Here is a 24,686-nt window from a genome sequence, read left to right as displayed (position 1 = left end):
CGAACTTAAAAGAAATTTCAGTCCCGATAGGCTTTATGACAACGTTTGCACTGCGACTTCAGGTTTTTCATACCGGTTGAAAACGCCTGCTGATTTCCCTGTTGAACAGCCGCCTCCAGTTCTTTTACCTGCGCTTCTGATTCTGCCAGCCACTGTTTGAACATCTCATCATAATCATCAGAGTATTTGCGTGCAGTTTCGTGTAACTCTTCGCGCAGCAGCACTAAAACCCGCAGCCTTTCCTTTTGATCCCCGGGTTTACTCTGCTGTAACTTGCCCGCCAATTCAAAATTGTGGCTGATCAGCGTCATTGCAGTCACCATGGGAGGAACTTTGGCTGTTTCAACCAGTTCAGGCAGGATCGCATTGGCTTCAGGGACCTTGAAAGTTTTCACATCATTCCAGAGCCCGGAGTAATCCTTACTTGTCCCCGCCTGTGTCAGAAACTGCAGAGCACTATTCTGATCCAGGCTGCCTCGGCACAGCCCGACTACTGCTGCTGCCGTCGGACCACGATGTTTGCCATGATGACAGTGAATATAAACCGGTCCATTCAAATCCCGCGCCACTCGCGCAAAAGCCAGGCCAGCGTCCTCGGAAACACCATCATACCCGATCGGGATATGAATATATTTCATCCCTGCTTTTCTCGCGTGTACCAGATCGGGCGTCGTACCATCCACACTGACGATCGTTTTAATGCCCAGTTTTTTGAGTTCCTGAAAACTCTGTTCCCCATGTGGTCCACTACCCGAATAAAACTGCCTGTCGATCTGAAAGACATTATCCAGTCCGGGAATACTCAGAGAATGAAACTGGGCCGCGTGCGTTACCGTTTTGGAATTCGTTTGCTCATTCTGAGCAGCCAACGTTTCAATCAAAATCCCGGTTCCCACCAGACAGACCAGGACCAGTAATCGAATCAATACCATTTCGATCCTCTCACTTTTATACTTTCAGCAGAAACTGATACACTTTCAACCCTATTTTAGAGTAGCAACTACTCTCAGTTTGTTCAGTTTTCTGGTAAAAAGAAAGTCGCTGAGAAAAAAATCCAGTTTGGAGAATCAAATGGCGTACGATGAAGATCTGGCACAAAGAGTTCGCCTGCTGCTGAAACGCCGCAAAGGCTTTTCAGAACGAAAAATGTTTGGCGGAATCTGCTTTATGTTACACGGCAATATGTGTTGTGGTGTAATACGCGAAAGACTGATGCTGAGACTGGGAGAGAAAAATGCCCGTAAAGCGCTGGAAGAACCTGACACGCACGAAATGGATTTCACAGGCAAGCCGCTCAAAAGCATGATCTATGTAGAGCAGGCGGGGTATGAAAGTGCAGAAGATCTCAAATACTGGATCCATCAGGCGGTCAAGTTTGCACAGTCACTTCCCGCCAAAGATTGAATTAAGGTCGAGCAGATCTCAATATTCGGGTCCGTACCAGTAGCCATTGAATTGATACGGATTGTAGTTATACCACGCTGACTGCTGCATGATTTGAGAATAGGTTGGCAGCGGAGTGACATTCACATAAATAGTCGGTCTGCCCGGTGATATCCCCATCGCTTTGCGGGCACTGATTCGCTGCATTCGCTGTTGTGCCTGTAGAAACGCTCTTTGCTGAATCAGTTTCTGACTGACAGACATTCGCTGATACGCCGGTCCGGTAGCAGCATTCCACGGAATTTTTGTGATATTGATGTTACTCTGCGGGGAGCCGGTTGAGCTGTGATCAGAGCTGATCTGAAGCGGTGGCTGTTCCTGACCATAGGCGGCGGCAAAGAAGAGTTGAGACAGAATCAAAGAGAATATAGAAAAGCGCATGATGAGCCTCTCTCTTCACGGGAACAGAAAAAGTCGATGTAAACTAAACGCAGTGACAAAAAACCTGCGCAGAGACGAACCCCACAAATGAGCCCATCCACTGGAATTCATCGACTCACCCTGTATTTGCACTGAACGATTTCCCTTAAAACCTGAGTACAGTCTGTGCTTTAGAGGCAATTTTGCGGATCAGGGAAACTTTACAATCTCTACCCACGAAGGAGATTTACCCACTTCATATGTCGCAAATCGTTCCAGAGTTCCGTCTTCAGGCGAGATTTTGTACGCAGCCAGTTTGCCATTTTTCTGTCCCGCCGCATACAGGAATCGCCCCGTCGGATCGATATTAAAAGAGCGCGGAGTATCTTCCGTAGCAGCCTGACCGATGGACTTCAACCGACCTGTCTGCTGATCGACGGCGAAACAGGCGATACTGTTATGCCCTCGATTCGAGGCATATAAATAATCGCCCGACGGAGAGAGTTCGATATCGGCACAGGTATTATTACCCTTAAACTCATCGGGTAACGTCGAAACCGTCTGAAAGGCTGACAGAATCCCCGTCTCTGGATTCAGTTTATATGCAGTGACTGAACTTCCTTTTTCATTATCAAAGTAGAGGAAGCGATTGTCTTGAGATACTGCCAGATGGCGTGGCTCCAGACCCGCTGCCGCTGAGAGCCTGGGGGGAGTGTTCGCTTTCAAGACTCCCTGTTTTTCGTCCCAGAGAAACTGATAAATCACATTCGGACCGGTATGAGGAACAAACACAAACTGATTATTCTGATCGGGTAATATCGCATGTGCATTTTTCGCAGTCGGAATGGTCTGCAGAATCTCTTCCAGTATCTCTCCCTGTTTCCCCAGGCGATGGACGGCCACTTTCCCTTCACCGTAATACGCCGAAAACAGATATCCGCCTGATTTATCAGTCGCGATGTAGGCGGCGTTGCCTCCTGCCGGGATACTGGAAATGAGTTTCAGTTTTCCGGTTTGTGGGTCTATCGAGAAACTCATGAACTTCGATGCGCTCCGGACGGAGGCAAACAGATATTTCTTTTGTGGGTCAACTTCCAGACAACCGGGTGCCCCCTCCAGGGAAACGTCTTCCAGATGAGTCAGAGCCCCCGTCTCTTCATTCAACTGATAGATGGCAATTTTTTTCTCTCCCCCCAGAGAGATATAGGCATAACTTCCCGCTTCACAGGGAACATCAGAAAACATACAGACCCCCATCATCATCAGACAGCACTGAAGTAAAACGCGCATGACAGCCCCTTGTAGAAAATGTTTGCATCAGATCAGTATCGACAACTCTCTATCAGTAGAGCCGGTCAGGGGTCTGATTTCAAGCAGAAGCGGATTGCAGGGCGCGACCTAAGGCTTCCAGTTCCCGCGCACCGCCAAAGACAATACACACATAAACCTGATCATTTTCAATCCATCTCACAGTTGCGTAATTCCCTTTGTCTAACTGGGAATATTCAACCTGCCCCGGATCGAAAGAGGTTTGTGCTGGCAGGGGAGAGACCTGAGAGGCGGGAATCTGCAGTAAGGCACCAAAAACAGACCGGTTATTTCCAGTGCGGAGCCGAAAAAATCGAGCAGCAGCATCTTGTATGCCTGCAGTTCCTGCGACAACACCATAGGTTTTATTATAGATTGTCAAATGCCCCCGGGAATTCCAGCCTCCCTGTTCTGGCAGGCGCGCGGGGAAATGCTGATCGAATTCTGGTAACAGACGACTGTCCAGATTCAGTTCCGGTCCAAACCGGGCTAACTCAATAACCGGTCCCCGGGCAGCCCAGAAGTACGTCAGAATCGCCGCGAAAACCAGGCAGGCAGAGAGCCCTGCCAGAATATTCGGATTATGTCGAAACCGTTTACGGGGAGCGTCCATCGGCGAATTACTGACAGGATCAACAGACTCATGGTCAGAAAGCGACTTCAGTAATGTCTCGCGCAGCCCATCCGGGACATTGACATCAAATAGAGTCCGGTTCAGTTGTGCGTCAAAAACCGGATCAGCAGCGTAATGACCTGAATCAGTATTTTCTGATTCAGGAAAACCTGATGACCTGGATGGTTCTGACGTGTTCATAATGAAACCAAGTTTCCGATGAAATAATTATGAGTGAATCGCAGTGACATCTCGTAGTGGTTCTGAAAAACGTTCCTGTAAAAATGACTTTGCTCTCGACAAACGGCTCATCACGGTCCCCACCGGAATTGATAATACTGAAGAGATTTCTTTGTAAGACCGCTCTTCAAAATAATACATCAATAAAGGAACTCGAAATTCCTCGGTCAGTTCATCCAGGGCTTTCTGTAACTCTTGCGATGTCAGTTCCGGCGTTATCGTTTCTTCAGAAGCCAGATCAAATGTCAGACTCAACGAAACGGCGCCTTTTTTGTGTGTTACTTTTTTCAGGAACAGATTTCTCAAAATCGTGCAAAGCCAGGAGCGGGCCAGCTTCGGATCACGTAACTGCGACAATTTTTTCTGGGCGATCAAATAGGTCTGTTGTGTGAGATCTTCAGCATCAGCGTTATCACCAGACAATCGGTACGCATAACGAAACAGCAGTTGATAATGTTCATCAACCAGTCTTGTCAGTTCATCTGAATTGTTATGATTCGATAATGACATAACCTGACTCTCTAAGTAGAAAGATACTGAAACACCACAGGTTATTCCCCAATAAGGTCCTTTTATTGAAAGTTTTCCTGATTTTCGGCTGCATTTTATCTCAAGACCAAACCCACACAATGAACATTTGACAATAAACCAGCCGCCATATTCACCTCAGGAACTGATGATTTTTTTCTGTATTGTCAGTGCCTGTAATCTCCCACTGTCCGGATCAGGTAATTCTGAAAACGCTTTGACTCCCGGTACTCCCGCATTCGTCACTGACAACGAGAGAGGAACCTCAGCCAGATCTTCACGGTAATACTTTTCACTGGGGAAAATATCAGCGGGATAGGTGAAGTTGTCCAGCATGGCCAGGGCGGCACAATGAGAGGCACCAGTGGCACTTTCCAGCATCCCCCCCACCCAGCAGGGAATGCCTGCCTGCTGACAAAGATCATGAATTTTGACGGCGTTCGTTAATCCACCGACGCGTCCCGGCTTGACATTCACATACTGACAACTTTTTAGATCGACCGCCTGCTGTGCGCGATACGGATGTGTAATACTTTCATCCAGACAGACCGGTGTCTGAATCATCTTTTGCAGTTCACGGTGATCTGTGAGATCGTCATGCTGCAGTGGCTGCTCAATCATCGCCAGCTGAAATTCATCAATGGCCTGGAACAGGGCAACATCACTCAGTCGATAGCCGCTGTTACAGTCAATGTGAAATATGTCGTCCGGAAACGCAGATCGCACCGCCTGTAGCATCGGAACATCCCAACCCGGTCGAAATTTGAGTTTGATGCGAGGAAATTTTTCTGCCACCGCGGTCCCAACGGCTTCTATCAAATCATCCAGATGATCCATGACCCCGAAATCAGCACCGACGGGAACTTCGTCACGTGTCGCGCCCAGAGCCGTATGCAGAGGAATTCCTGAAATCCGGCTGTGCAGACTCCACCAGGCATTATCCAGGGCCGCTTTGGCAAAGGGATTGCCTTTATAGAGTGAGAGTGTTTGCTGCAGGGCGTCTCCACTTTCATAATCCTGACCAATCACAGCTGGTGCCAGCCATTCCGATACGGTATGAAATACGCCGCCGGCCCATTCCGGACTATAGCAGGGAGCTGCCAGCGGGGTACTTTCTCCCCAGCCTTCCACAGATCCACTGATCATGCGGCACAGAACAGAATGGATGGCCGCATCTTCGCCATAAGCGGTTCGCCAGGGATAAATCAGGGGCATTGCCACATGATACAATTCAATCCGTTCAATTTTCATCTGAGCTCTTACATCCTAAGTTGTTGATTGAGTTCTGGAATCATTGCCGAGGGAAACAAGACCGGTATCAGGCATCTTCCAGCAGATCCCAGAATTCATCCTCTGCAGCATCAATTTGACTGGCTGACTTTGACTGCGTTTGATTCTTTCCCGCTGGTGGATTTGCAGCAGATCGTCGCGTTCCCGCTTTCTGTTTACGGGTAGACTGTGAATTCTGCGCACCGCGCTGAGGCGGCTGCTGCTTTCTCTGTTTTTTCTGAGGACGCGGCTGTCGTGATGACAGTGCCCCTTTGGCATGCTTATCCGGTGTGGGACAATCGGCTGCAGGGGGACCCAATTGTGGTTCACCACACTGATTGCAGAGTGCAACCGGACGCTCAGAGCTGTCCAGACCTCTGGTAGCCGGCTTCGGACGGGGAGAAACAGGCTGTGACTCTGGAACTGGCCTCTTCTGCTGCGGTTGACTGACGGACTCGGCCTGATCCAGAATATCGTCCAGTAACAAAGGCTCCGAATCCACCGCTGAAGGTGGAGATGCCGGTGATTCCTGTTTCGCTCCCTCGGGAGCCTGCTGCACCAGGTTCTGTTCGCGGGTAATTTCTATTTCCGCTTCTTTTCCACTCGTACAGTCTCTGGCGGAAACATGCACCCGCGCTTCGGCGTCGTATTCAATTAAGACTTCAATTTTTGAGTCCACGGGTAAATCGGCGGGGAGCCCCTCGACCACACAGTTCCCCAGAATCACAAAGGGTTCATCCTGAGAGGCACCACTTTCAATTAACTTCAGATGCACACGCCTCTGATTGGGGGAAACGGTTCCGTAGGTATGCTTGACCGATGCGGGTAGCTTGGTATTCGCAGGAAGAATATAGTGAGGAATGCGTTGCTGCCCGGACTGATCTCGTACCAGAAACCCCAGCGAACGAGCATTCACACTATGTTGCTTCATTTTTGCCAGACGACTGGCTGCTTCGGATGTCAGAATGGATTCGGCATATTCACGATTGCTCAAGAGCATACCGGAATAATAGGCGGCCCCATGCGCAATAGACTGATCAGGAGGCAGCGACAGATTCCTCGTCGTTCCACTTGCCTGCTTCAAAGCATCACGAATCATAGGCATCCGGGAGGAGCCACCGGTTGTCAGTACGACATCTACATGAGCCCAGCCCATGCCGTTGTCTTTGAGTAATGCTCTGGTAATGCTGGTGGTCTGTTCAACAAGTCCTTTAGTGAGCTGCTCGAATTGTGATTGCGTGATCTGATACGTTTTGCGTTGCGACCCCACCTGACAGGCCATGGTTGTTTTAGGACGGACAGTCAGACTGCGTTTGGCCTGTTCCACTTCATTTGCCAGATACTGCAGGCTTTCCGGATCATTCGCAGGATTGACACCAAACTCGCCGAAAAACTGTTCTGCGATCGTGGCCTGCAATTTACTGTTCCAGTCAATCCCCCCCAGCTTTAAATCCCCGCCACTGGCAAGGACATTCACTTCATCTTTCTGATATTTGACCAGCGAAAGATCAAAGGTACCGCCCCCCAGATCGTAAACGAGAATGCGCTGCTCTTCAGCCAGTTCGGCAAACCACATCCCTTCTGCTCCCAGCACATAGCATAACGCAGCCGCCACTGGTTCATTAATCAGATCAACCTGTTTCAGCCCTGCCTGTTTTCCAGCAGCAATCGTTTCCTGGCGCTGCAGATCACTGAATTGCGCGGGCACCGTAATAACGGCTGACTCGATAGGCCCGATGCGTTCTTCAGCAGCAGATAGCAGTTTTTTTAATATAAAAGCAGAGATATCACGTGGTGTGAAATAGCGGCCATCGATTTCCCAGCGGAAATTCGGTTTACCCAGAAAACGTTTGGCATGTTGAACCACATTTCGAGGGTTCACGATCGCATGCCGTAATGCTTCCGTGCCGACAATGACCTCCGCGCCATCAAACATGGCAACAGAGGGTGTGGACAGTTCTCCTTCCTGGTTGGGAATCGTTACCGGCTCCCCATGCTCATTCAGATGCGCAATACAGGAATAAGTAGTTCCTAAATCGATTCCAACTGCCTGTATTTTCTGCATAAAGTACTGACTCTCTTTACATTAGACTATCACATCTCGGATAGATAAAATATGACAGGAAAGGCCCGTACTGATATGGTATCATGGAACCCGGTCACACTCCAGCACATGATTCCGGTTTTTCACCCGGCCTTTACTGTAAAAATTCCGACCAGCGGAAAAGAATCGATCTGTGAGCAAGCTGATACTCCCTAAAATCTGGCTGATTATCTTCCTGATGCTGTTTTTGTTCAGAAACACAGAGAATCAGAGGGGATACGCCAATCAGGGATCAGGGGAACCCCCCGTTTTACTCAATCGGGAAATCCCCCGTTATCTCACTGAACGAAATTTCCGACAGGCTCTGACACAACCATTCTCCGCATCCTGGTCCAACGTGGGAATCCGGGCCATCCTCCAGAGAATCAGAGAGACACAGAATATCTCGATCATCCTGGATCGACGAATTGACCCTTCCCGTAAATTGAAAATTGATCTTCAGAATCAGACACTGGAACAGGGGCTGGCTCAAATCGCAGATCTGATACAAGCCAGGTGCATTATTGTTGGCAGTAATATTTTTATTGGCCCGGATGCGGAAGTATCAAAGCTCAAAACACTATTGCAGCTGAAATCTGATGCCCTTCACGAGTTGGCTGACTCACAGAACACACTCAAATCACGGGTCATTCAGCTTTCAAGAAATCATACATTTCACTTTCAGGATCTGGACAAGCCTGCTGAAATCCTGCAGAACATCACCAATTCCTACCAGATCAAGATCGACAATGAACAACTGGTTCCCCACGATCTGTGGTCGAACTTTTCTCTGGTCTCTGTGAACGCTACTGAATCGCTTTCCCTGATCCTGATTCAGTTCGATCTGACTTATGAGTGGGCAGGGGAGGCAACTGGTATTCGGCTCGCAGCGGTTCCGGACAAAGTTCTGATCAAACGAACGTATCCCTTGCCAGGAAAATCAATCGATTCGGTCACCGCACAGATAAAGGAACAGTTTCCGGATTTAGTATTAACCAGTTCCGGCAAACTTCTTTCCGTTCAGGCTGCAATGGACGTCCATGAACAGATCGAGCAACTTTTGAATCCCAAAAAGACTGTGCATCCAGTTCGAGCTGGCGGGGGGAAGACAGTCCCGCTTAACAGAAGGAAGTTCACACTAAGGGTGAAGAAGGTTCCGGTTCTGGCAATCATGCAGAAACTGGAACAGTCGGGTATTGAGTTTGAATATGACAAACAGGAACTGGTGGAAGCAGACATCAACCTCCTGCAACTCATCGACGTCGCGGTTGTCGATGCGGAAGCCGATGAGTTTTTTGACGCATTATTCAGCTCTTTTAAGCTGGACTATAAAATGCAGGGGGTCAAAATCACATTGACTCCCCAGAAATAGGCGTTCCCCGGTATTTATTTAACTTTCATGGCCAAACTTTCCCGGAACTTTCTGTATTGGCAGCACGGCGATACTTTGAATTAGAGCACAAAATCGGGTAATATCCCGACTAAGTGAGTTGATACAAGTCTTTGTGAGTCTGTAAAACATAATTGCCCACACTGAACATAGGCTATTTCCTGCCGACTCAGGCAATGATAACATTAACGATAAACTGTTAATTAAAAGCACTTTAATCAACAATAGCCTTCTAATAATCGCCCTGGACCTTGTGGGAAGCATTCGTACTCGCCCGAATTGATTCATACATACCGGTCTCGGTTCTGGGATCAGATCTGGTTCATTACAGAGAGACAAGGGCCCCAAAGTAACAGAGGGATATGTTCTGTACCCAGGTGGGTCACAAAGCATCTCAAATAGACAACAACAGAGTGAGGAGAAAACGTGGCAAGTCCTAAGAATATGATTGTGGCACAGTCTGGTGGACCTTCACCAGTCATTAACAACAGCCTGAGAGGGTTGGTCGAAACAGCCCGGGATCTCCCGGAAATCGGCACAATCTATGCTGGCTGGCATGGAATTGAAGGGGTTCTCAAAGAAGAACTGCTCAATTTAAGTGGTCAGTCTCCAGAAGAAATTGCCCTTTTAAGAGTGACACCTGCCGCTGGTTCTGTAGGAACCTGTCGCTACAAGCTGAAAGAACATCAGAATGAAGACTTTGACCGGATCGTCGAAGTCTTCAAGGCGCATAACATCGGCTATTTCTGCTACATTGGCGGAAATGACTCGATGGATACCGCGAATAAAGTCGCGCAGATGGCAACCGAACGCGGCGTCGACATCGTCGGAATCGGCGTCCCCAAAACCATCGACAACGATGTAGGAGACAGCGAGTTCAAACTGATCGACCACACTCCCGGTTATGGCAGTACAGCCCGTTACTGGATGAGTATGGTCCAGATGGCCAACGAAGAAAACCGGGGAAGTTGCCCCGCTGATCCGGTTCTGGTTCTACAGGCCATGGGACGCAAAATCGGCTTCATTCCCGCCGCGGCCCGTCTGGCTGATCCGCAACGGAAAATCCCCATGCAGATTTATCTTGCAGAGAACCCGGTCAGCATTGAGCAGATTCATGCCCAGGTCAATGACCAGCTCAAAAAAGATGGTCGTCTGATCGTGGTTGTCAGCGAAGGTCTCTCACTGGGAGACATCGGCGAAACCAAAGATTCCTTTGGGCATACCCAGTTCAGCTCCAGCCAGCTGACCGTCGCGCAATTACTCGTAAATGAATTAAATCAACGTGGACTGGCCGTCAAAGGCGCCGCCCGGGCCAATATTCCAGGCACAGACCAGCGTCACAATATCGCCTACGCATCCACCGTCGACCTGGACGAAGCCTATGGAGCAGGGCAGAAAGCCGCTTTACTGGCTGCCGCCGGCGAGTCAGGCTATATGTCCACAATCCTGCGGGCAGAAGGCCCCGGCTACAACGTCCGTTATGACAAAGTCCCCTTACCGGAAGTGGCAAACAGCGAACGCACCTTCCCCAAAAACTGGATTACCGCCGACGGAATGGACGTGACCGATGATTTCGTCAAGTACTGTAAACCACTGGTTGGCAACGACTGGCCCAGTATTCCAATGATTAATGGGCGGATGCGGCTGGCTCAGTTACAGCCTCTGTTCTCGGATCAGAAATTGCCGAAATATGTACCTCAGGCTGACAGATAAATCGAATATCCGTCTGCTTGAACTTTGACCGTCTGCCCGGCGGTCAACTGTATTGAATCACTGTATCAGACTTTAAAATAAACATTGGGGAGAAGATTGTGTCGGATAATCCGTTGGACTCCAACTTTGAGAAAAAAAATGAGTTTTTGATTGGCATTGACTCAGATGGTTGCGCTTTTGATTCGATGGAAATTAAACACAAAGAGTGTTTCATTCCCAACTTCATCAACTACTTTGGTTTGCAGCCCATTTCAAAATATGCCCGTGAAGCAGCTGAGTTCACGAACCTGTATTCCAAATGGCGCGGTGCCAACCGGTTTATCTCTTACACATTAGCACTGGACCTGCTGGAAGAGCGACCGGAAGTCATCTCTCGTAATGTAAAGATTCCGAAGTTGCAGGGAGTTCGTGACTGGATTGACCGGGAAACCAAGCTGGGCAATCCGACGTTGGCTGCCGAAGTGGAAAAAACGAATGACCCGGATCTGGCACTGGCACTGAAGTGGTCGCTGGCTGTCAATGAAATGATTGCCGATATGGTTCATGATGTGCCTCCCTATCCCAACGTCAGAGAGAGCCTGATCAAACTGGATCCGGTAGCCGACATGATCGTCTGCTCGGCAACTCCCAATGAAGCACTCAACAAAGAATGGGAAGAGCACGATATCGCTCAGTACGTGGATGCGATCTGTGGCCAGGAAGCCGGCAGTAAAAAAGAAACGCTGGGACAGGCCAAAGCCTGCGGATACGACTCAGACAAAGTTCTGATGATCGGAGACGCTCCCGGAGACATGAAAGCAGCAGAAGCGGTCGGCGCTTTATTCTATCCGATTAACCCCGGCGCAGAAGAAGCCAGCTGGGAACGATTCATCGGCGAAGCCTGTGACAAGTTCCTTAATGGCGAATTTGCCGGGGAATACCAGCAGAAAATCATCTCGGAATTCGACAGTTATCTTCCCGAGCTGCCTCCCTGGAAACGATAACAGGTCTCTGGTCGTTTTCTTTGGAAACAGCGGAAACGGATCTCATTTATTAACCACAACACATCAGAAGTAAACGAGAATTTAAAATGTCAAAACACGATATCGGCCTGGTAGGTCTGGCAGTGATGGGACAGAACCTGGTTCTGAATATGGCAAATCATGGCTATTCAGTGGGTGTTTTTAACCGGACAACCAGTGTCACCGACGAATTTGTCAGCAGTAAAACCGACGAACAGAATATCACTGGCTACCATACTCTGAAAGAACTCGTCGATAATCTGGCATCCCCCCGTAAGATTATGCTGATGGTCAAAGCAGGACCTGCCGTCGACTCCATCATTGACGATCTGAAAGGCATGCTGAGCCCCGGCGACATCATTATTGACGGCGGAAACACCCACTTCGACGACACCAATCGACGCACCAAAGAAGTCGAAGACGCTGGCCTGCTGTTTATTGGAACCGGTGTTTCCGGCGGTGAAGAGGGTGCTCTCAAAGGCCCCAGCATCATGCCTGGTGGATCTCCCGCCGGCTGGCCACACGTGAAATCGATCCTGCAGGACATCTCAGCCAAAGTAGGCGAAAATAATGATATTCCCTGCTGCGAATGGGTAGGGGAAGCCGGTGCAGGCCACTACGTCAAAATGGTCCACAACGGGATCGAGTATGGCGACATGCAGTTGATCTGTGAATCGTATTACATTCTCAAACACGCTTTGGGCCTGACCAACCAGGAATTGTACAAAGTGTTCGATGAATGGAATCAGGGCGAACTGGAAAGTTACCTGATTGAAATCACCCGTGACATTTTCACCGTGATTGATGAAGAAACCGGCGAGTACCTGGTCGATGAAATCCTGGATACCGCCAAGCAGAAGGGAACCGGAAAGTGGATGAGCCAGCATGCTCTCGACCTGGGTGTTCCCACCACGCTGATTACCGAAGCCGTGTATGCCCGGTGTCTGTCCGCGCAGAAAGACGCCCGTGTGCGAGCTTCCAAAATTCTCAGTGGACCAGACAAAAAGTTTGAAGGGGATCGGGACCAGTTCATCGAAGACGTACGCCAGGCGTTGTATGCATCGAAATTATGCAGCTATGCCCAGGGTTATGTTCAACTGAATTCCGCCGCCGAACACTTCGGCTGGAACCTGAATAATGGCGACATCGCCCTGCTGTGGCGTGGCGGCTGTATCATTCGCTCCACCTTCCTGCAGGATATCAAAGCAGCCTTTGACAAAAACCCGCAACTGGAGAACCTGCTGCTGGACGACTTCTTCCGCAATGCCGTCGAAAAAGCGCAACCCAGTTGGAGACGCGCGGTCGCTACTGCCGTGGAACTCGGTCTTCCTGTTCCCAGCTTTACAGCCGCTCTGAGCTACTTTGATGGATATCGTCAGGCTCGTCTGCCTGCCAATCTGCTGCAGGCACAACGGGATTACTTTGGTGCCCATACCTACCAGAGAACGGATAAAGAAGGCACGTTCCACACCGACTGGATTCGTGAACGCCGTCTGGACTCGTAAATCTCTGACCTGTAGCGATCACACTTTATTGTAGTCAACTTGCTTTTCTGCCCGTTAATCAGGTATCACAACTTGATTAACGGGCATGTTTTACAGAGACTATGATCTGATGCTGCATTGCTGTTTGTCCGACGGGCTGAACTCAATTCAGGCAAGTAGACAACGAAATCGGATAATGGGGAAACCCAATCGCGGGGGAGTGGAACAATGCGAATTGTCTTGCTGGGGACCGGTGGTTATCACCCGAATGAACGCCGCCATACTGCCTGCCTGATGCTCCCGGAACTGGGATTGATCTTTGATGCCGGCACCAGTTTTTTTCGCGTTCAACAGTTTCTCCAGACGCGGGATCTGCAGATTTTTCTCACACATGCCCACCTCGATCATATTGTCGGACTCTCATTTTTCCTGGTTCCCATGCTTACTGATCAGGTCGATTCTGTAAAACTATACGGGGAAGCATCCAAGCTGGCTGCAATCCAGACACATCTGTTTTCTGAAGAAATCTTCCCCTTACTACCCGATTATGAATTCACGCCGCTTCCGGAAACAGTCTCCGTCAGAGAGCAGGGAATCCTGCAGCACATTCCCATGGAGCACCCCGGCGGCTCAGTGGGATATCGCATCGACTGGCCCGGACATTCGCTGGCCTACATCACAGATACAGCCAATCCCAGGCAGCATCTCGAATTTGTAAAGGGTGTCGATCTCTTGATCCATGAATGTTATTTTCCGGATGACATGGCGGAATGGGCCGACAAAACCGGGCACAGTCATACGACACCTGTCGCGGAACTCGCGCGGGATGCCCAAGTAGGAAAACTGGTCCTCACACACATTGACCCACAGCAGACAGGCGACGATCCCATCGGAATTAAAGTCGCCCAGCAGATCTTTCCCAATACGATTCTGGGCGAAGACCTGATGGAACTGGAATTTTAAGCACAGAAACTCTCATCACTTCTCAGATCATTTTCAGGTAAGCAGTCAGCCATCATGACGAAAGAAACATCAACCAGCACATTTCTTTCTCAGGATCTTCTGGAAGCATTGCGAACACCAGAAACGTGCCATCCCCTGGAATGGAGTGAGTCACAGCAAGAGCTGGTTGACCCTCAGACCAGCCAGACTTACCCGGTTATCAAAGGAATTCCCCGTTTTGTTGAACAGGAACACCTCTCCAGTTTTGGTCTGCAGTGGAATAAATACGAAGTCGCACACGATGACGAAGACCAGGCCACATTCACCGCGAAAACGGGGATGGCGCTGCACGAACTGAAAGGCCTGAAAATACTGGATGCCGGCTGTGGCGGCGGGCGCTACTGCAAAGTCGCAGCCGAAGCAGGGGGCATCGTCTTCGGAGCAGACCACACCACTGCCGTCGAAAAAGCACAACAACTCAATGCGCATCTTGATCAGGTGAACCTGGTTCAGGCTGATTTAAAATATCTGCCATTTGAACCGAAAACATTTGATTTTGTATTTTCCATCGGGGTCATGCATCACGATAAGGACACGCGCGCTGTTTTTGATGCTGTTGCACGTATGGTTAAACCAGGTGGAAAATACTCCGTCTGGCTCTATCGCAGGAATCAGTGGTGGCAGGAATGGATCAACAGCGGGTTACGAAAAATCACAACACGCATGTCGCCGGAAAAGCTGGAACCCTGGTGTCGCCTGGGGGCCTGGCTGGGCGGTCTGCCGGTCATCAACAAGGTCCTCAACAAAATCGTCAATTTCAGTAATCATCCCAATTGGGAAAACCGCGTCTGTGATACCTTTGACTGGTTCGCCCCCACTTATCAGTACCACCATACAACAGAAGAACTCAAGTCCTGGTTCGAGCAGGCAGGGTTCGAAAACCTCAAAGTGCTGCCACCCGAGAAGACAGGACGATTCTATCTCTGGTGCTATGACCACAATCTCCTGATTGGCAGTGGTGTGAATATTCAGGGAACCAGACCCATTATTGACAAGAGTTGAGAACTGACAGTCGCGTTGAAACCGGATTTAATGCCCTGTTTTCCCCAAATCTGTTATTCATCATTTCCGGATTCAGTAAGGTTTTTTTAATTACAACAAGCTGCCCCTGATGAATCTGAAATAGGTCTGTCTGTCATTAAACTCGGGATCTCACTTGACTTTCTGAGCAGAAAAAGTGATAGAAGATAGACACAATTAGAGAGAACATCATGTTATTATCTCTATTTGATTTATAGAGTTCCTCCAGGAATCAAGTAGAGAATGACCTGGAATCAAGTAGAGAATGACCTGGAAAATGAGTGGTTCTGCTACGGACAAGTTGACGGACCCTCAATTCAAAATCAAGAGACCATCGACATCGGTGGTAACCCAGCGCGACAGGGAGAGTCATGAATCCATCGAATCCTCCGACCGGGCAATCGACTCCAGAAATTGAAGAGCTACGCAATAAATACTATAACGCGTCCGTGATGGATCTGCGTATGCCACACGATCATCTGATGATTGTGCGCATCAAACCTGACGAAGACGTCCCCCGCTTCTCGGGTGGACAGTACACGACACTGGGACTGGGCTCCTGGGAACACCGCGTTGATGGCGGTCCTCTGGCAGAATTAGAAAAGCCGAAACTGATTCGACGCGCATATTCGATTTCCTGTCCGATGCTGGATCTGCAGGGTGACCTGCTGGCCAATGACGAGATTGATTATCTGGAGTTTTACATCACACTGGTCTTACGCCCTGATACGGATGATCCCCCACTCACGCCGCGGTTGTTTCGTCTCAAAGAGGGAGATCGCCTGCATCTGGGGAAAAAACCCGTGGGAACTTACACCCTGAAGCCGGTCCAACCCGGTGATAACGTAATTTTTGCCGGCACGGGAACAGGCGAGGCGCCTCATAATTCGATGAGCATCGAATTGTTAAAACGTGGGCATACAGGACGCATTGTTTCCATGACCTGTGTCCGCTACAAAGGGGATCTGGGATATCTTGCTCAGCAGGAACAACTGCAAAAACAGTTTTCCAACTACCGCTACGGTGCTTTCACCACACGCGAGCCGGAAAACATGGATGAAAATCATCCGTCCTATGTGGGAAAACAGTACCTTCAGGATATCATTCAACCCGAACGTTTTCAGGAAACATTTGGCTGGTCACCCGCCCCCGATAAAACACACGTGTTTCTCTGTGGTAACCCTTCCATGATCGGACTTCCCGAAAAAAATGATCGCGGGGAACTGGTTTTCCCGGATTCCAAGGGGATGGTAGAACTGCTCGCAGAGCAGGGATACACGCTTTCCACCCCCAAAAACCCGGGGAATATCCACTTCGAGAAATACTGGTAAGTGATCTCGATCCAGGCAAAGTGGTTGCATCCGTCAACGAAAGAAGGGGCTTTAATAAGCCCCTTTTTGTCTCTGATATTCGGCGATCCCGCAGTTTTATTCCGGCGCTGCTTCACTGATTGCGTAAAGAATCAGAACCTTAAAGTGAACACTTTAAGGAGCCAGCCAGGACCTGCGTCGCCAGGCGAGAATGGGAATTAACCCTTACGATGCCTGATCTTAGCTCGTGCACGTCGTTTCTTACGACCAATTTTTCGACGACCTTTACCTGTCTTCTTGGTTCCCATTCGAAGAAATGCCTTTCGTATTTGCTTCTAGATTAAGTAAGTTCAGTTGAATTCATTTTATCATAAACCATTGGTATCATTCATCTTAATAACCAACAGTCATTGCAGAATCAGTCGGGGCACATATTAACCCCAAGATGCAAAGAGTTACTTTAACAGGCTGAGCGAGAATCTTCAACCACGTCTGTTCAAGGAATTTAAGGTCCCTTGAGAAATGTGTCATAAAAACCGAAGATAGAACTCTTGAAAATCTCGACCGACTTCCACCCCCTTACTCTTCAGGATGTTACTTATGGATTACCGCAACTTAGGTAAAGCTGGCGTACGTGTTTCTCCCGTCTGCCTGGGCACAATGATGTTTGGTGGCCCGACCGGTGAAGCAGACTCGATCGCCATTATGCATAAAGCCATTGATCAGGGTATCAATTTTTTCGACACCGCCAACATGTACAGCACCGGTGGATCTGAACTGGTTGTGGGCAAGGCATTGAAAGACAGACGCGATAAAGTCGTCCTGGCCACCAAGGGACGTGCGCCGATGGGTGACGGCCCCAATGACGCCGGCGCCAGCCGTGTCCACCTGATGCGGGAACTGGATCGCAGTCTACAGCGTCTGGATACCGACTACGTCGACATCTACTATGTCCACACTCCTGATTACCAGACCCCGATTGAAGAAACACTTCGAACCCTGGACGATATGGTCCGGTCTGGAAAGGTACGCTATATCGCCTGTTCCAACTTCCGTGCGTGGCGGTTGGCAGAAGCGCTCTGGACGAGTGATGTCCGCAACCTGTATTCATTCAGCTGTGTACAGCCTCTGTATAATATCATGAATCGTGATATTGAAGTGGAACTGATGCCTCTCTGCCAGGAAAAAGGGATTGGCGTCGTCAGTTACAGCCCACTGGCTCGTGGAATTCTGACCGGAAAATACCGTCCCGATCAGCCTTTCCCGGAAGGCAGCCGAGCCTCGCGCGATGATAAACGCATGAAAGAAGCCGAACTGCGTGATGTGAGTATTCAACTCTCCCAGGAAATCGCAGCTTACTGTGACAAGAAGGGAGTCTCTATGACGAACTTTGCGCTCGCCTGGTGCATGGCCAACCCCATTCTCACATCGATCATCATCGGCCCGCGCACCATGGAACAGTTCGACGACAACCTGGGCTGCCTGGACGTCGAGATCACAGCCGAAGACGAAGCCTTCATCGATTCTCTCGTACCTCCCGGAGAACATAGTGGAAAAGGTTTTCAGGATCCGCAATACCCCGTCACCGGGCGGGGGAAATAATCTGCTCAGGCCAGTCCCCCGAACTGTCGTACTGCTTCATACATGACGGCGGTCGCGGTACTGGCCAGATTCAGACTGCGCACTTCCTGGTGCATCGGCAGCTTCAGATTCGAATCAGGATCTTCTTCGAGAATTCGGGGAGGCAATCCGTTACTTTCACTGCCGAACAGGAACACCTGACCGGGTTCCAGCTCCGCATCCCAGACATAGCGGGTTGCGAACTTGGTCAGCTTCCACCATGTCCTGTCCTGTAGCTGTGACTGCACTTCCGCCAGGCTGTCCACGGCTTCCCAGTTCAGGTGCTGCCAGTAATCCATGCCGGCACGCCGTAAATGCTTGGCGTCGAGCTGGAATCCCAGCGGACGTACCAGCCACAGTTTGGCGCCGACGGCAACACAGGTTCGACCGATATTCCCTGTATTTTGAGGGATATCCGGCTGATACAGGACAACGTGTATTAATGGTTCTTTCGACTCGGACATTCTGACTCTCAAACTGGAAAAATTATGATAAAACAGCTACAAATACGGATTTACATGCCTCGTAAGAAAGTGCTGTCTATGTAATACTTAACGCATTCCCGCTATTATACTTCTGTCTCAGGACAGGACCTGCAGAACATGACACAGAGCGGATCGATGAATTCCCTATCTTAGTCAGTCTGTCGCCATAGTGAAATTGGACTCGTTTAATTTCTCAAAACTCATTTTCAAACAAAACCACTCAATAAGATTTTCCGATGTTTCAAAAAGTCACTGACGCCAGCTTCATCAAAGGTGAACACGAAATCCTCAAATTCTGGGAAGTGAACCAGACGTTTGACCAGCTCCGTAAGAAAAATCAGGGCAAACCCAAATGGAGTTTTATCGACGGTCCGATGACTGCCAATAACCCAATGGGGGTTCATCATGCGTGGGGCAGAGCCTACAAGGATGCTTACCAGCGTTATTACGCCATGACCGGGCACGAGCTTCGTTTTCAAAACGGTTTTGACTGCCAGGGACTCTGGGTCGAAGTCGAAGTCGAAAAAGAACTGGGGTATGGCACGAAACAGGAAGTCGTTTCCCATGGGATCGACAAATTCGTCAACGAGTGTAAAAAACGCGTGCTGCGTTTCGCTGCCCGTCAGACGGAACAATCGGTGCGTCTGGGCTACTGGATGGACTGGGACAATCCCGATGAACTGCGAAAACTGGCAGAGTATGTCGGAAAAGACACAGAAGTCACACTGACGGCCCCCAGCGGCAAACAGATTACCGATAAAGCGGATATGCTGGTTTCGCGTCTGGGGAACGCAGAATGGGGAGGCAGTTACTTCACCTTCTCTACCGAGAACAACGAAACCATCTGGACGTTTCTCAAGAAATGTTTTGAACGGGGTAAAGTCTATCGTGGTCACGACGTCATGCCCTGGTCCGGTCGCGGAGGCAGTGCCTACAGCCAGATGGAAGTCGCTGACGGACGAAAACTTTCTGTCCACAAGTCCGTCTTCGTGCGATTCCCCCTCAAAGATCGGGAAAATGAATACCTGCTGATCTGGACGACCACTCCCTGGACACTGACCAGTAACGTGGCCGCTGCCATCAACCCCGAGCTGGATTATGTCAAACTCCGTGCGAAAAAAGATGATGCCATCTATTACTTCGCCAAAGAAAACCTGGAATACCAGCGGTTGAGCCGCGAATTTAAAGAAGGATTCGGACGCCCGGAATGGTCCTGGCCGAAAGACGTCCCCAAACTGAAAACCCTGGCCCAGATCTTTAAAGAGCAGGGGGGCTATGAAATCCTTGAAACCATCAAGGGTGCGCAGATGGTCGGCTGGGAATATACGGGGCCCTTTGATGATCTGCCCGCACAACAGTCTCCCGGCGGTCATCCCAGTGATGAATCGCTGCTGGATCAGACTGGCATCTCCTGCCACAAAGTGGTGGATGGCGGTAGAGACTTTAAAGGCAATCCGCATGTCGTCGCCGGCGAAGGAACGGGTATCGTTCACACCGCGCCCGGCTGCGGTGACGTCGACCATCAGCTGGGAATCCAGCTGGGGCTGGTTGCAATCGCGCCGCTTGGTGAAGATGGACGCTTCGAGGAAGGCTTTGGAGAATTTACAGGCAGAGAAGCCATTGATCCTGCCACACCTGAGCTGGTATTCGAACGCCTGAAAGAAAAGGAACTGCTGGTCTCTGTGGAGTCCTACCCGCATATCTACCCACACTGCTGGCGAACCGGCGATGAACTGATCTTCCGTCTGGTCGATGAATGGTTCATCAATATGGACTGGCGCGAAGAGATCAAAGATGTCACGCGTCAGATTGACTGGGTTCCTTCCAGTATTGATGGTGAGCAACACGAACTGGAATGGCTCACCAACATGCGGGACTGGATGGTCTCTAAAAAACGCTTCTGGGGACTGGCACTGCCGATCTGGGTCGATGAAGAAACCGGAGACTTCGAAGTGATTGGCTCCCTGGCTGAGTTGAAAGAACGCGCAGTCGAAGGCTGGGAAGCACTGGAAGGGCACACTCCTCATCGCCCCTGGATTGACGCAGTCAAACTCAAAAATCCGAAAACGGGAAATCTGATGTCGCGGATCCCGGATGTCGGTAATCCCTGGCTGGATGCGGGCATCGTGCCTTTCTCAACCATGCAGTACAATACAAACCAGGCTGAGTGGGAAAAATGGTATCCTGCGGACCTGGTTACCGAATGTTTCCCTGGACAGTTCCGTAACTGGTTCTACGCGTTGCTCTCGATGGCAACCATGATGGATGGCACGCCTCCGTTCAAAACGCTGCTCGGTTATCGACTGGTGCTGAATGAAGAAGGCAAGCCGATGCATAAATCAGATGGAACCGCCATCTGGTTCGAAGAAGCGGCAGAGCAACTGGGTGTCGACACCATGCGCTGGATGTATCTGGCTCACAACCCTGCGTCGGACCTGAGATTCGGCATGAGGAATCCTGATCAGCAGGTGACCCTGGAAACTCCGGAAGGCCCGATCAGTGAAACCAAAGAAGGTGCTCCCACCTGCCTGGTGGAAAGTAAACCTGCCGATGAAATCCGCCGCCAGGTGTTGATCCCGCTCTGGAACTCCTATGCCTTCTTTGTCAACTACGCGCGTCTGGATGAGTTTAATCCTGCCCAGGATCGGATCCCCGTTACAGAGCGTCCGGAAATTGACCGCTGGATTTTATCAAACCTGCAGGCGTTGCTGTCTTCCGCGAAAACGGAAATCGAAGCGTATAACTTCGCCGGTTTTCTGAAAAACGCCACAGCATTTATTGATGATCTGTCGAACTGGTATATCAGACGCAACCGACGTCGTTTCTGGCGTTCTCAGGATGCCAACGATACCGATAAACTGGCCGCCTATCAGACTCTGTTTGAGGTATTGGTCACGCTTTCCAAAGCGTTGGCTCCCAGTATTCCGTTCCTCAGCGAGCGCATGTATCAGAACCTCGTCACCAGTTGGGACAATTCTGCCCCGAACAGCGTTCACCTCTGTGATTTTCCTCAATGCGATGCTTCACTGCTTGATGAAGAACTCAACTTCCGGGCGGCACAGGCACAAATCGTTGTGAAACTGGGTCATAAGCTGCGTGATGAATCCAATCAGCGGGTCCGTCAGCCACTGGCTGAATTACGATTTGCCTGCCAGACGCCTCAGCAGGCGGATGCAATCGAAAACCTGGCTAATACGATTGAAGAGGAATTGAACATCAAACAGGTGACGCGTTGTGAAAACCTGGATGACCTGGTCAGCTACACCTACAAGCCGAACCTGAAAACGCTGGGACCGAAATACGGCAAGCTGTTGGGCATGCTGCGTCAGCAGTTGCCTGAAGTTGGCGACGAAGTACTGGGACCGCTCAGACGGGGTCAATCGGTTTCCATTGAGCTCTCAGGCAATCAGATTGATCTTGAACCAGATGACGTTCTGGTCGGGACGGAGCAGGCCGCCGACTGGGTATGTGCGGACGAGCAGGGGATTCAAATCGCCGTTTCCACGAAGCTCTCTCCTGAACTCGAGCAGGAAGGCATGGCCCGCGACTTTGTGCGGCAGATTCAGCAATTGCGCAAGGAAGCAGATCTGGAGATTGAAGACCGGATCAAAATCTTCTTCAATCCTGCAGATGCAACCGAAGTTAAAGCAGCGGTTACCAACTGGTCCGACTACATCCTGGGTGAAACACTCGGAGACAAACTGGAACAGTCAGAGCAGACAGATGACAGTAAAGAAGTTTCGATCGGGAACAGCAAGGTGACTCTCCGAATCGAAAAGGCATAATCCGAATACAAAGAGGAGCGTAAATACGACAACCGGATTTACGCTCCCTTGCATGTTATTACTCTGCAGCTTGAGCCTGCTGTTCCTGCAGGCGTTCTACCAGTCGGCCTACGTATGACTGCAACCGTCGGTCCAGTTGAGTATTCTTCAGTGGCAGCTTTGCGATCTGGTCCTGCACCCGGGCCACTTTTTCACTACCCAGTTTATCCAGGCCATTTAATGCCAGCATGGCCACATAGACGCCTACTTTTTTCTGATCTGATAATGAAATCAGAGTATCGACAGCATTGTCAACATCCTGCTGAGTCCCATATTTCCCGAGTGCCTCTGCAGCAATACAACGCACCGATTTTGAATTATCTTCCAGAGCTTTTTGAAGTGACTCATGCGCCTGCGCAACTGCTGGTTCGCCACGCATTAACAGCCCCATTGCTGCCCAGTAACGTATCGCTGCGTTCTGGCTGCTGAGCCCTTTGATCAGCTGGCCCACGCCTGACGGCTTTCCCGATGATGCAAGGTCAGCCATCTTCAAAATCTGTTTGAGTGGATACAGCTCTTTGTTCTGACCAACCAGATAGGGAGCCCCGCCATCAGCCAGGCTGTGAAACTCTGCTTCAGGCAGAAAACCCAGATCTCTGATGGCCAGTATCTTTTTGTGCTGTGCCTGCTTCAGTTCTGTTAGAACCGCTTGATGTTCTGCTGAGTCAGCCAGATTGTTGACTTCGTCCCGATCTGCCTGCAGGTCGTACAGTTCTTCAGCGGGTTTCGTCTCCCAGAAATAAGTTTGGGGCGGCTTGAGTTCACCGGCATCATACATTTTTTTCCAGACTTGAGTCGTCGGTGTCTGGAACATGTAATTCAGGTACTGACCATATTTTTTGTGAGGCATATAGTTCTTGATATACAGGTAACGCTGATTACGGACTGATCGCACCAGGTCATAGCGTTCATCCATTCTGCCTCGAAAGCCAAACAGATACTCTTGTGGCTTCGTATCATACTGCCCCATGAAGGCATCGCCCTGCATATGCTGAGGTGGTTTAATACCGGCCAGACTCAAGACAGTCGGTGCAAAATCAACAAAGCCTACCAGTCGATCTGTTTTCCCCTGGGACTGATAATCCGCGGGGGCCAGCTTGCGAAATTTCGGGGGAACATACACCACCAGGGGAACCTGTAAACCTGAATTGTAAGGCCAGCGTTTACTCCGTGGCATCCCGGAACCATGGTCACCATAGTAGAAAATAATCGTTTCTTCAGTGAGCCCGGCTTCGGCCAGTTCCTTGAGATTCTTGCCGACCTTTGCATCCATTTCGGTGATGCGATCATAATACTGCGCCCAGTCATGGCGGACTTCGGGGGTATCAGGATGGTAAGCAGGGATCCGAACTTTGGCGGGATCATGAATCAACGTATGCGGGCGATTGCGAATTTTACTTTCATGACTGATGGTGTGATTGAAAATAGCAAAAAAGGGCTGTCCCTGCTTTCGATTCTTCCAGTGCGCCTTTCCATTCGACTGGTCCCAGACCTCACCCGATTTTTCTACATTGTAATCTTCCTTGCTGTTATTCGTGCAGTAATAGCCAGCCTGCTTCAGGTACTGTGGGTACAGTTTGATACTCTCAGGCAACTTGACCATACTTCGCATGTGTTCGGCTCCCAGGCAGGTCGGATACATGCCGGTAATCAGCGTCGTTCTTGCAGGAGCACAAACCGGCGCGGTCGACCAGCAGTTCAGATAAATCATGCCTTTCTTAGCCAGACCGTCAATGTGGGGAGTATCCGCATACTCATCTCCGTAACAGCCCAGATGGGGACCATTGTCTTCACTTGTGATCCATAAAATATTTGGACGATCCGGTTCTGATTCTGCGGCAGAAAGGCTGATCGAAGTCACACCACTGCAAACAATAAACAGACAGAACCATATCCATGTAAACTGATTCAACAGAGCACTTCGAAACCGCATATCTATTTCTTTCAAATCAAAAGTTGTAAAGAACCTCGCTGCCCGAGCTCCCAGAGAGTG

General features: G+C 49.9%; 20 protein-coding genes. 11 read left to right on the top strand and 9 right to left on the bottom strand.

All coding sequences use genetic code 11. The features are described from left to right. Positions 1-17: 17 nt before the first annotated feature. Positions 18-932 (bottom strand): cytochrome c, encoded by a 915-nt coding sequence (locus GmarT_RS11190; protein WP_002647961.1) that lies wholly within the window; start codon positions 930-932, stop codon positions 18-20. Between the two features lie 139 nt (positions 933-1,071). Between GmarT_RS11190 and GmarT_RS11185 the strand changes: the two genes are divergently transcribed. Beyond that, positions 1,072-1,404: a TfoX/Sxy family protein gene (locus GmarT_RS11185; RefSeq protein ID WP_044239195.1), complete on the top strand. Its 333-nt coding sequence runs from the start codon at positions 1,072-1,074 to the stop codon at positions 1,402-1,404. A gap of 18 nt (positions 1,405-1,422) precedes the next feature. Here GmarT_RS11185 and GmarT_RS11180 read toward each other — a convergent pair whose 3' ends face one another. The 6 genes from GmarT_RS11180 to GmarT_RS11155 form a co-directional block, all read right to left on the bottom strand. After that, entirely contained in the window at positions 1,423-1,824 is a 402-nt protein-coding gene (locus tag GmarT_RS11180) for a hypothetical protein (RefSeq protein ID WP_002647963.1), read from the bottom strand. Between the two features lie 189 nt (positions 1,825-2,013). Continuing rightward, a complete protein-coding gene (locus GmarT_RS11175; protein ID WP_002647964.1) occupies positions 2,014-3,093 on the bottom strand; it encodes a lactonase family protein in 1,080 nt (359 codons plus the stop codon). A gap of 79 nt (positions 3,094-3,172) precedes the next feature. Continuing rightward, positions 3,173-3,925 (bottom strand): hypothetical protein, encoded by a 753-nt coding sequence (locus tag GmarT_RS11170; RefSeq protein ID WP_002647965.1) that lies wholly within the window; start codon positions 3,923-3,925, stop codon positions 3,173-3,175. Between the two features lie 27 nt (positions 3,926-3,952). Then, on the bottom strand, positions 3,953-4,474 hold the full coding sequence (locus tag GmarT_RS11165; RefSeq protein WP_002647966.1) for an RNA polymerase sigma factor: 522 nt from the start codon (positions 4,472-4,474) through the stop codon (positions 3,953-3,955). A gap of 156 nt (positions 4,475-4,630) precedes the next feature. Next, positions 4,631-5,743: an o-succinylbenzoate synthase gene (gene menC, locus GmarT_RS11160; RefSeq protein WP_002647967.1), complete on the bottom strand. Its 1,113-nt coding sequence runs from the start codon at positions 5,741-5,743 to the stop codon at positions 4,631-4,633. A 67-nt stretch (positions 5,744-5,810) separates the two neighbouring features. After that, entirely contained in the window at positions 5,811-7,826 is a 2,016-nt protein-coding gene (locus GmarT_RS11155) for an Hsp70 family protein (protein ID WP_002647968.1), read from the bottom strand. Positions 7,827-7,998: 172 nt separating this feature from the next. Between GmarT_RS11155 and GmarT_RS11150 the strand changes: the two genes are divergently transcribed. The 9 genes from GmarT_RS11150 (at position 7,999) to GmarT_RS11115 (ending at position 18,366) form a co-directional block, all read left to right on the top strand. Continuing rightward, positions 7,999-9,216: a hypothetical protein gene (locus tag GmarT_RS11150; protein ID WP_002647970.1), complete on the top strand. Its 1,218-nt coding sequence runs from the start codon at positions 7,999-8,001 to the stop codon at positions 9,214-9,216. A gap of 444 nt (positions 9,217-9,660) precedes the next feature. Beyond that, on the top strand, positions 9,661-10,947 hold the full coding sequence (locus GmarT_RS11145; RefSeq protein WP_230682337.1) for a diphosphate--fructose-6-phosphate 1-phosphotransferase: 1,287 nt from the start codon (positions 9,661-9,663) through the stop codon (positions 10,945-10,947). Between the two features lie 98 nt (positions 10,948-11,045). Then, entirely contained in the window at positions 11,046-11,930 is an 885-nt protein-coding gene (locus tag GmarT_RS11140; protein ID WP_002649594.1) for an HAD family hydrolase, read from the top strand. 86 nt (positions 11,931-12,016) lie between these two features. Next, on the top strand, positions 12,017-13,453 hold the full coding sequence (gene gnd, locus GmarT_RS11135; RefSeq protein WP_002649595.1) for a decarboxylating NADP(+)-dependent phosphogluconate dehydrogenase: 1,437 nt from the start codon (positions 12,017-12,019) through the stop codon (positions 13,451-13,453). A gap of 207 nt (positions 13,454-13,660) precedes the next feature. Next, a complete protein-coding gene (locus GmarT_RS11130) occupies positions 13,661-14,395 on the top strand; it encodes an MBL fold metallo-hydrolase (protein WP_002649596.1) in 735 nt (244 codons plus the stop codon). A gap of 54 nt (positions 14,396-14,449) precedes the next feature. Beyond that, positions 14,450-15,436, top strand: a complete 987-nt coding sequence (locus tag GmarT_RS11125) for a methyltransferase domain-containing protein (RefSeq protein ID WP_002649597.1) — start codon at positions 14,450-14,452, stop codon at positions 15,434-15,436. 261 nt (positions 15,437-15,697) lie between these two features. Further along, the gene (locus GmarT_RS30220) at positions 15,698-15,829 is read left to right on the top strand and encodes a hypothetical protein (RefSeq protein ID WP_002649598.1); all 132 of its coding nucleotides are present in this window, start codon (positions 15,698-15,700) and stop codon (positions 15,827-15,829) included. Beyond that, the gene (locus tag GmarT_RS11120) at positions 15,826-16,785 is read left to right on the top strand and encodes a ferredoxin--NADP reductase (RefSeq protein WP_002649599.1); all 960 of its coding nucleotides are present in this window, start codon (positions 15,826-15,828) and stop codon (positions 16,783-16,785) included. The genes GmarT_RS30220 and GmarT_RS11120 overlap by 4 nt, the downstream gene beginning before the upstream one ends. A gap of 579 nt (positions 16,786-17,364) precedes the next feature. Continuing rightward, on the top strand, positions 17,365-18,366 hold the full coding sequence (locus tag GmarT_RS11115; protein WP_002649600.1) for an aldo/keto reductase: 1,002 nt from the start codon (positions 17,365-17,367) through the stop codon (positions 18,364-18,366). 5 nt (positions 18,367-18,371) lie between these two features. Here GmarT_RS11115 and GmarT_RS11110 read toward each other — a convergent pair whose 3' ends face one another. Further along, positions 18,372-18,848, bottom strand: coding sequence for a tRNA (cytidine(34)-2'-O)-methyltransferase (locus GmarT_RS11110; protein ID WP_002649601.1), 477 nt, complete (start codon positions 18,846-18,848; stop codon positions 18,372-18,374). A 257-nt stretch (positions 18,849-19,105) separates the two neighbouring features. Here GmarT_RS11110 and GmarT_RS11105 point away from each other — a divergent pair, with 257 nt between their 5' ends. After that, complete coding sequence (locus GmarT_RS11105) at positions 19,106-22,654, top strand: isoleucine--tRNA ligase (RefSeq protein WP_002649602.1); 3,549 nt, start codon at positions 19,106-19,108, stop codon at positions 22,652-22,654. Between the two features lie 58 nt (positions 22,655-22,712). On the opposite strand, the gene GmarT_RS11100 is transcribed toward GmarT_RS11105, so the two are convergent. Further along, the gene (locus tag GmarT_RS11100) at positions 22,713-24,626 is read right to left on the bottom strand and encodes a sulfatase-like hydrolase/transferase (protein WP_002649603.1); all 1,914 of its coding nucleotides are present in this window, start codon (positions 24,624-24,626) and stop codon (positions 22,713-22,715) included. Between the last annotated feature and the right edge of the window lie 60 nt (positions 24,627-24,686).

This window comes from Gimesia maris (genome assembly GCF_008298035.1).
Classification (GTDB): domain Bacteria; phylum Planctomycetota; class Planctomycetia; order Planctomycetales; family Planctomycetaceae; genus Gimesia; species Gimesia maris.
The sequence above is the reverse complement of the archived record's forward strand: the minus strand, read 5'-3'. Positions and strand labels throughout refer to the sequence as shown.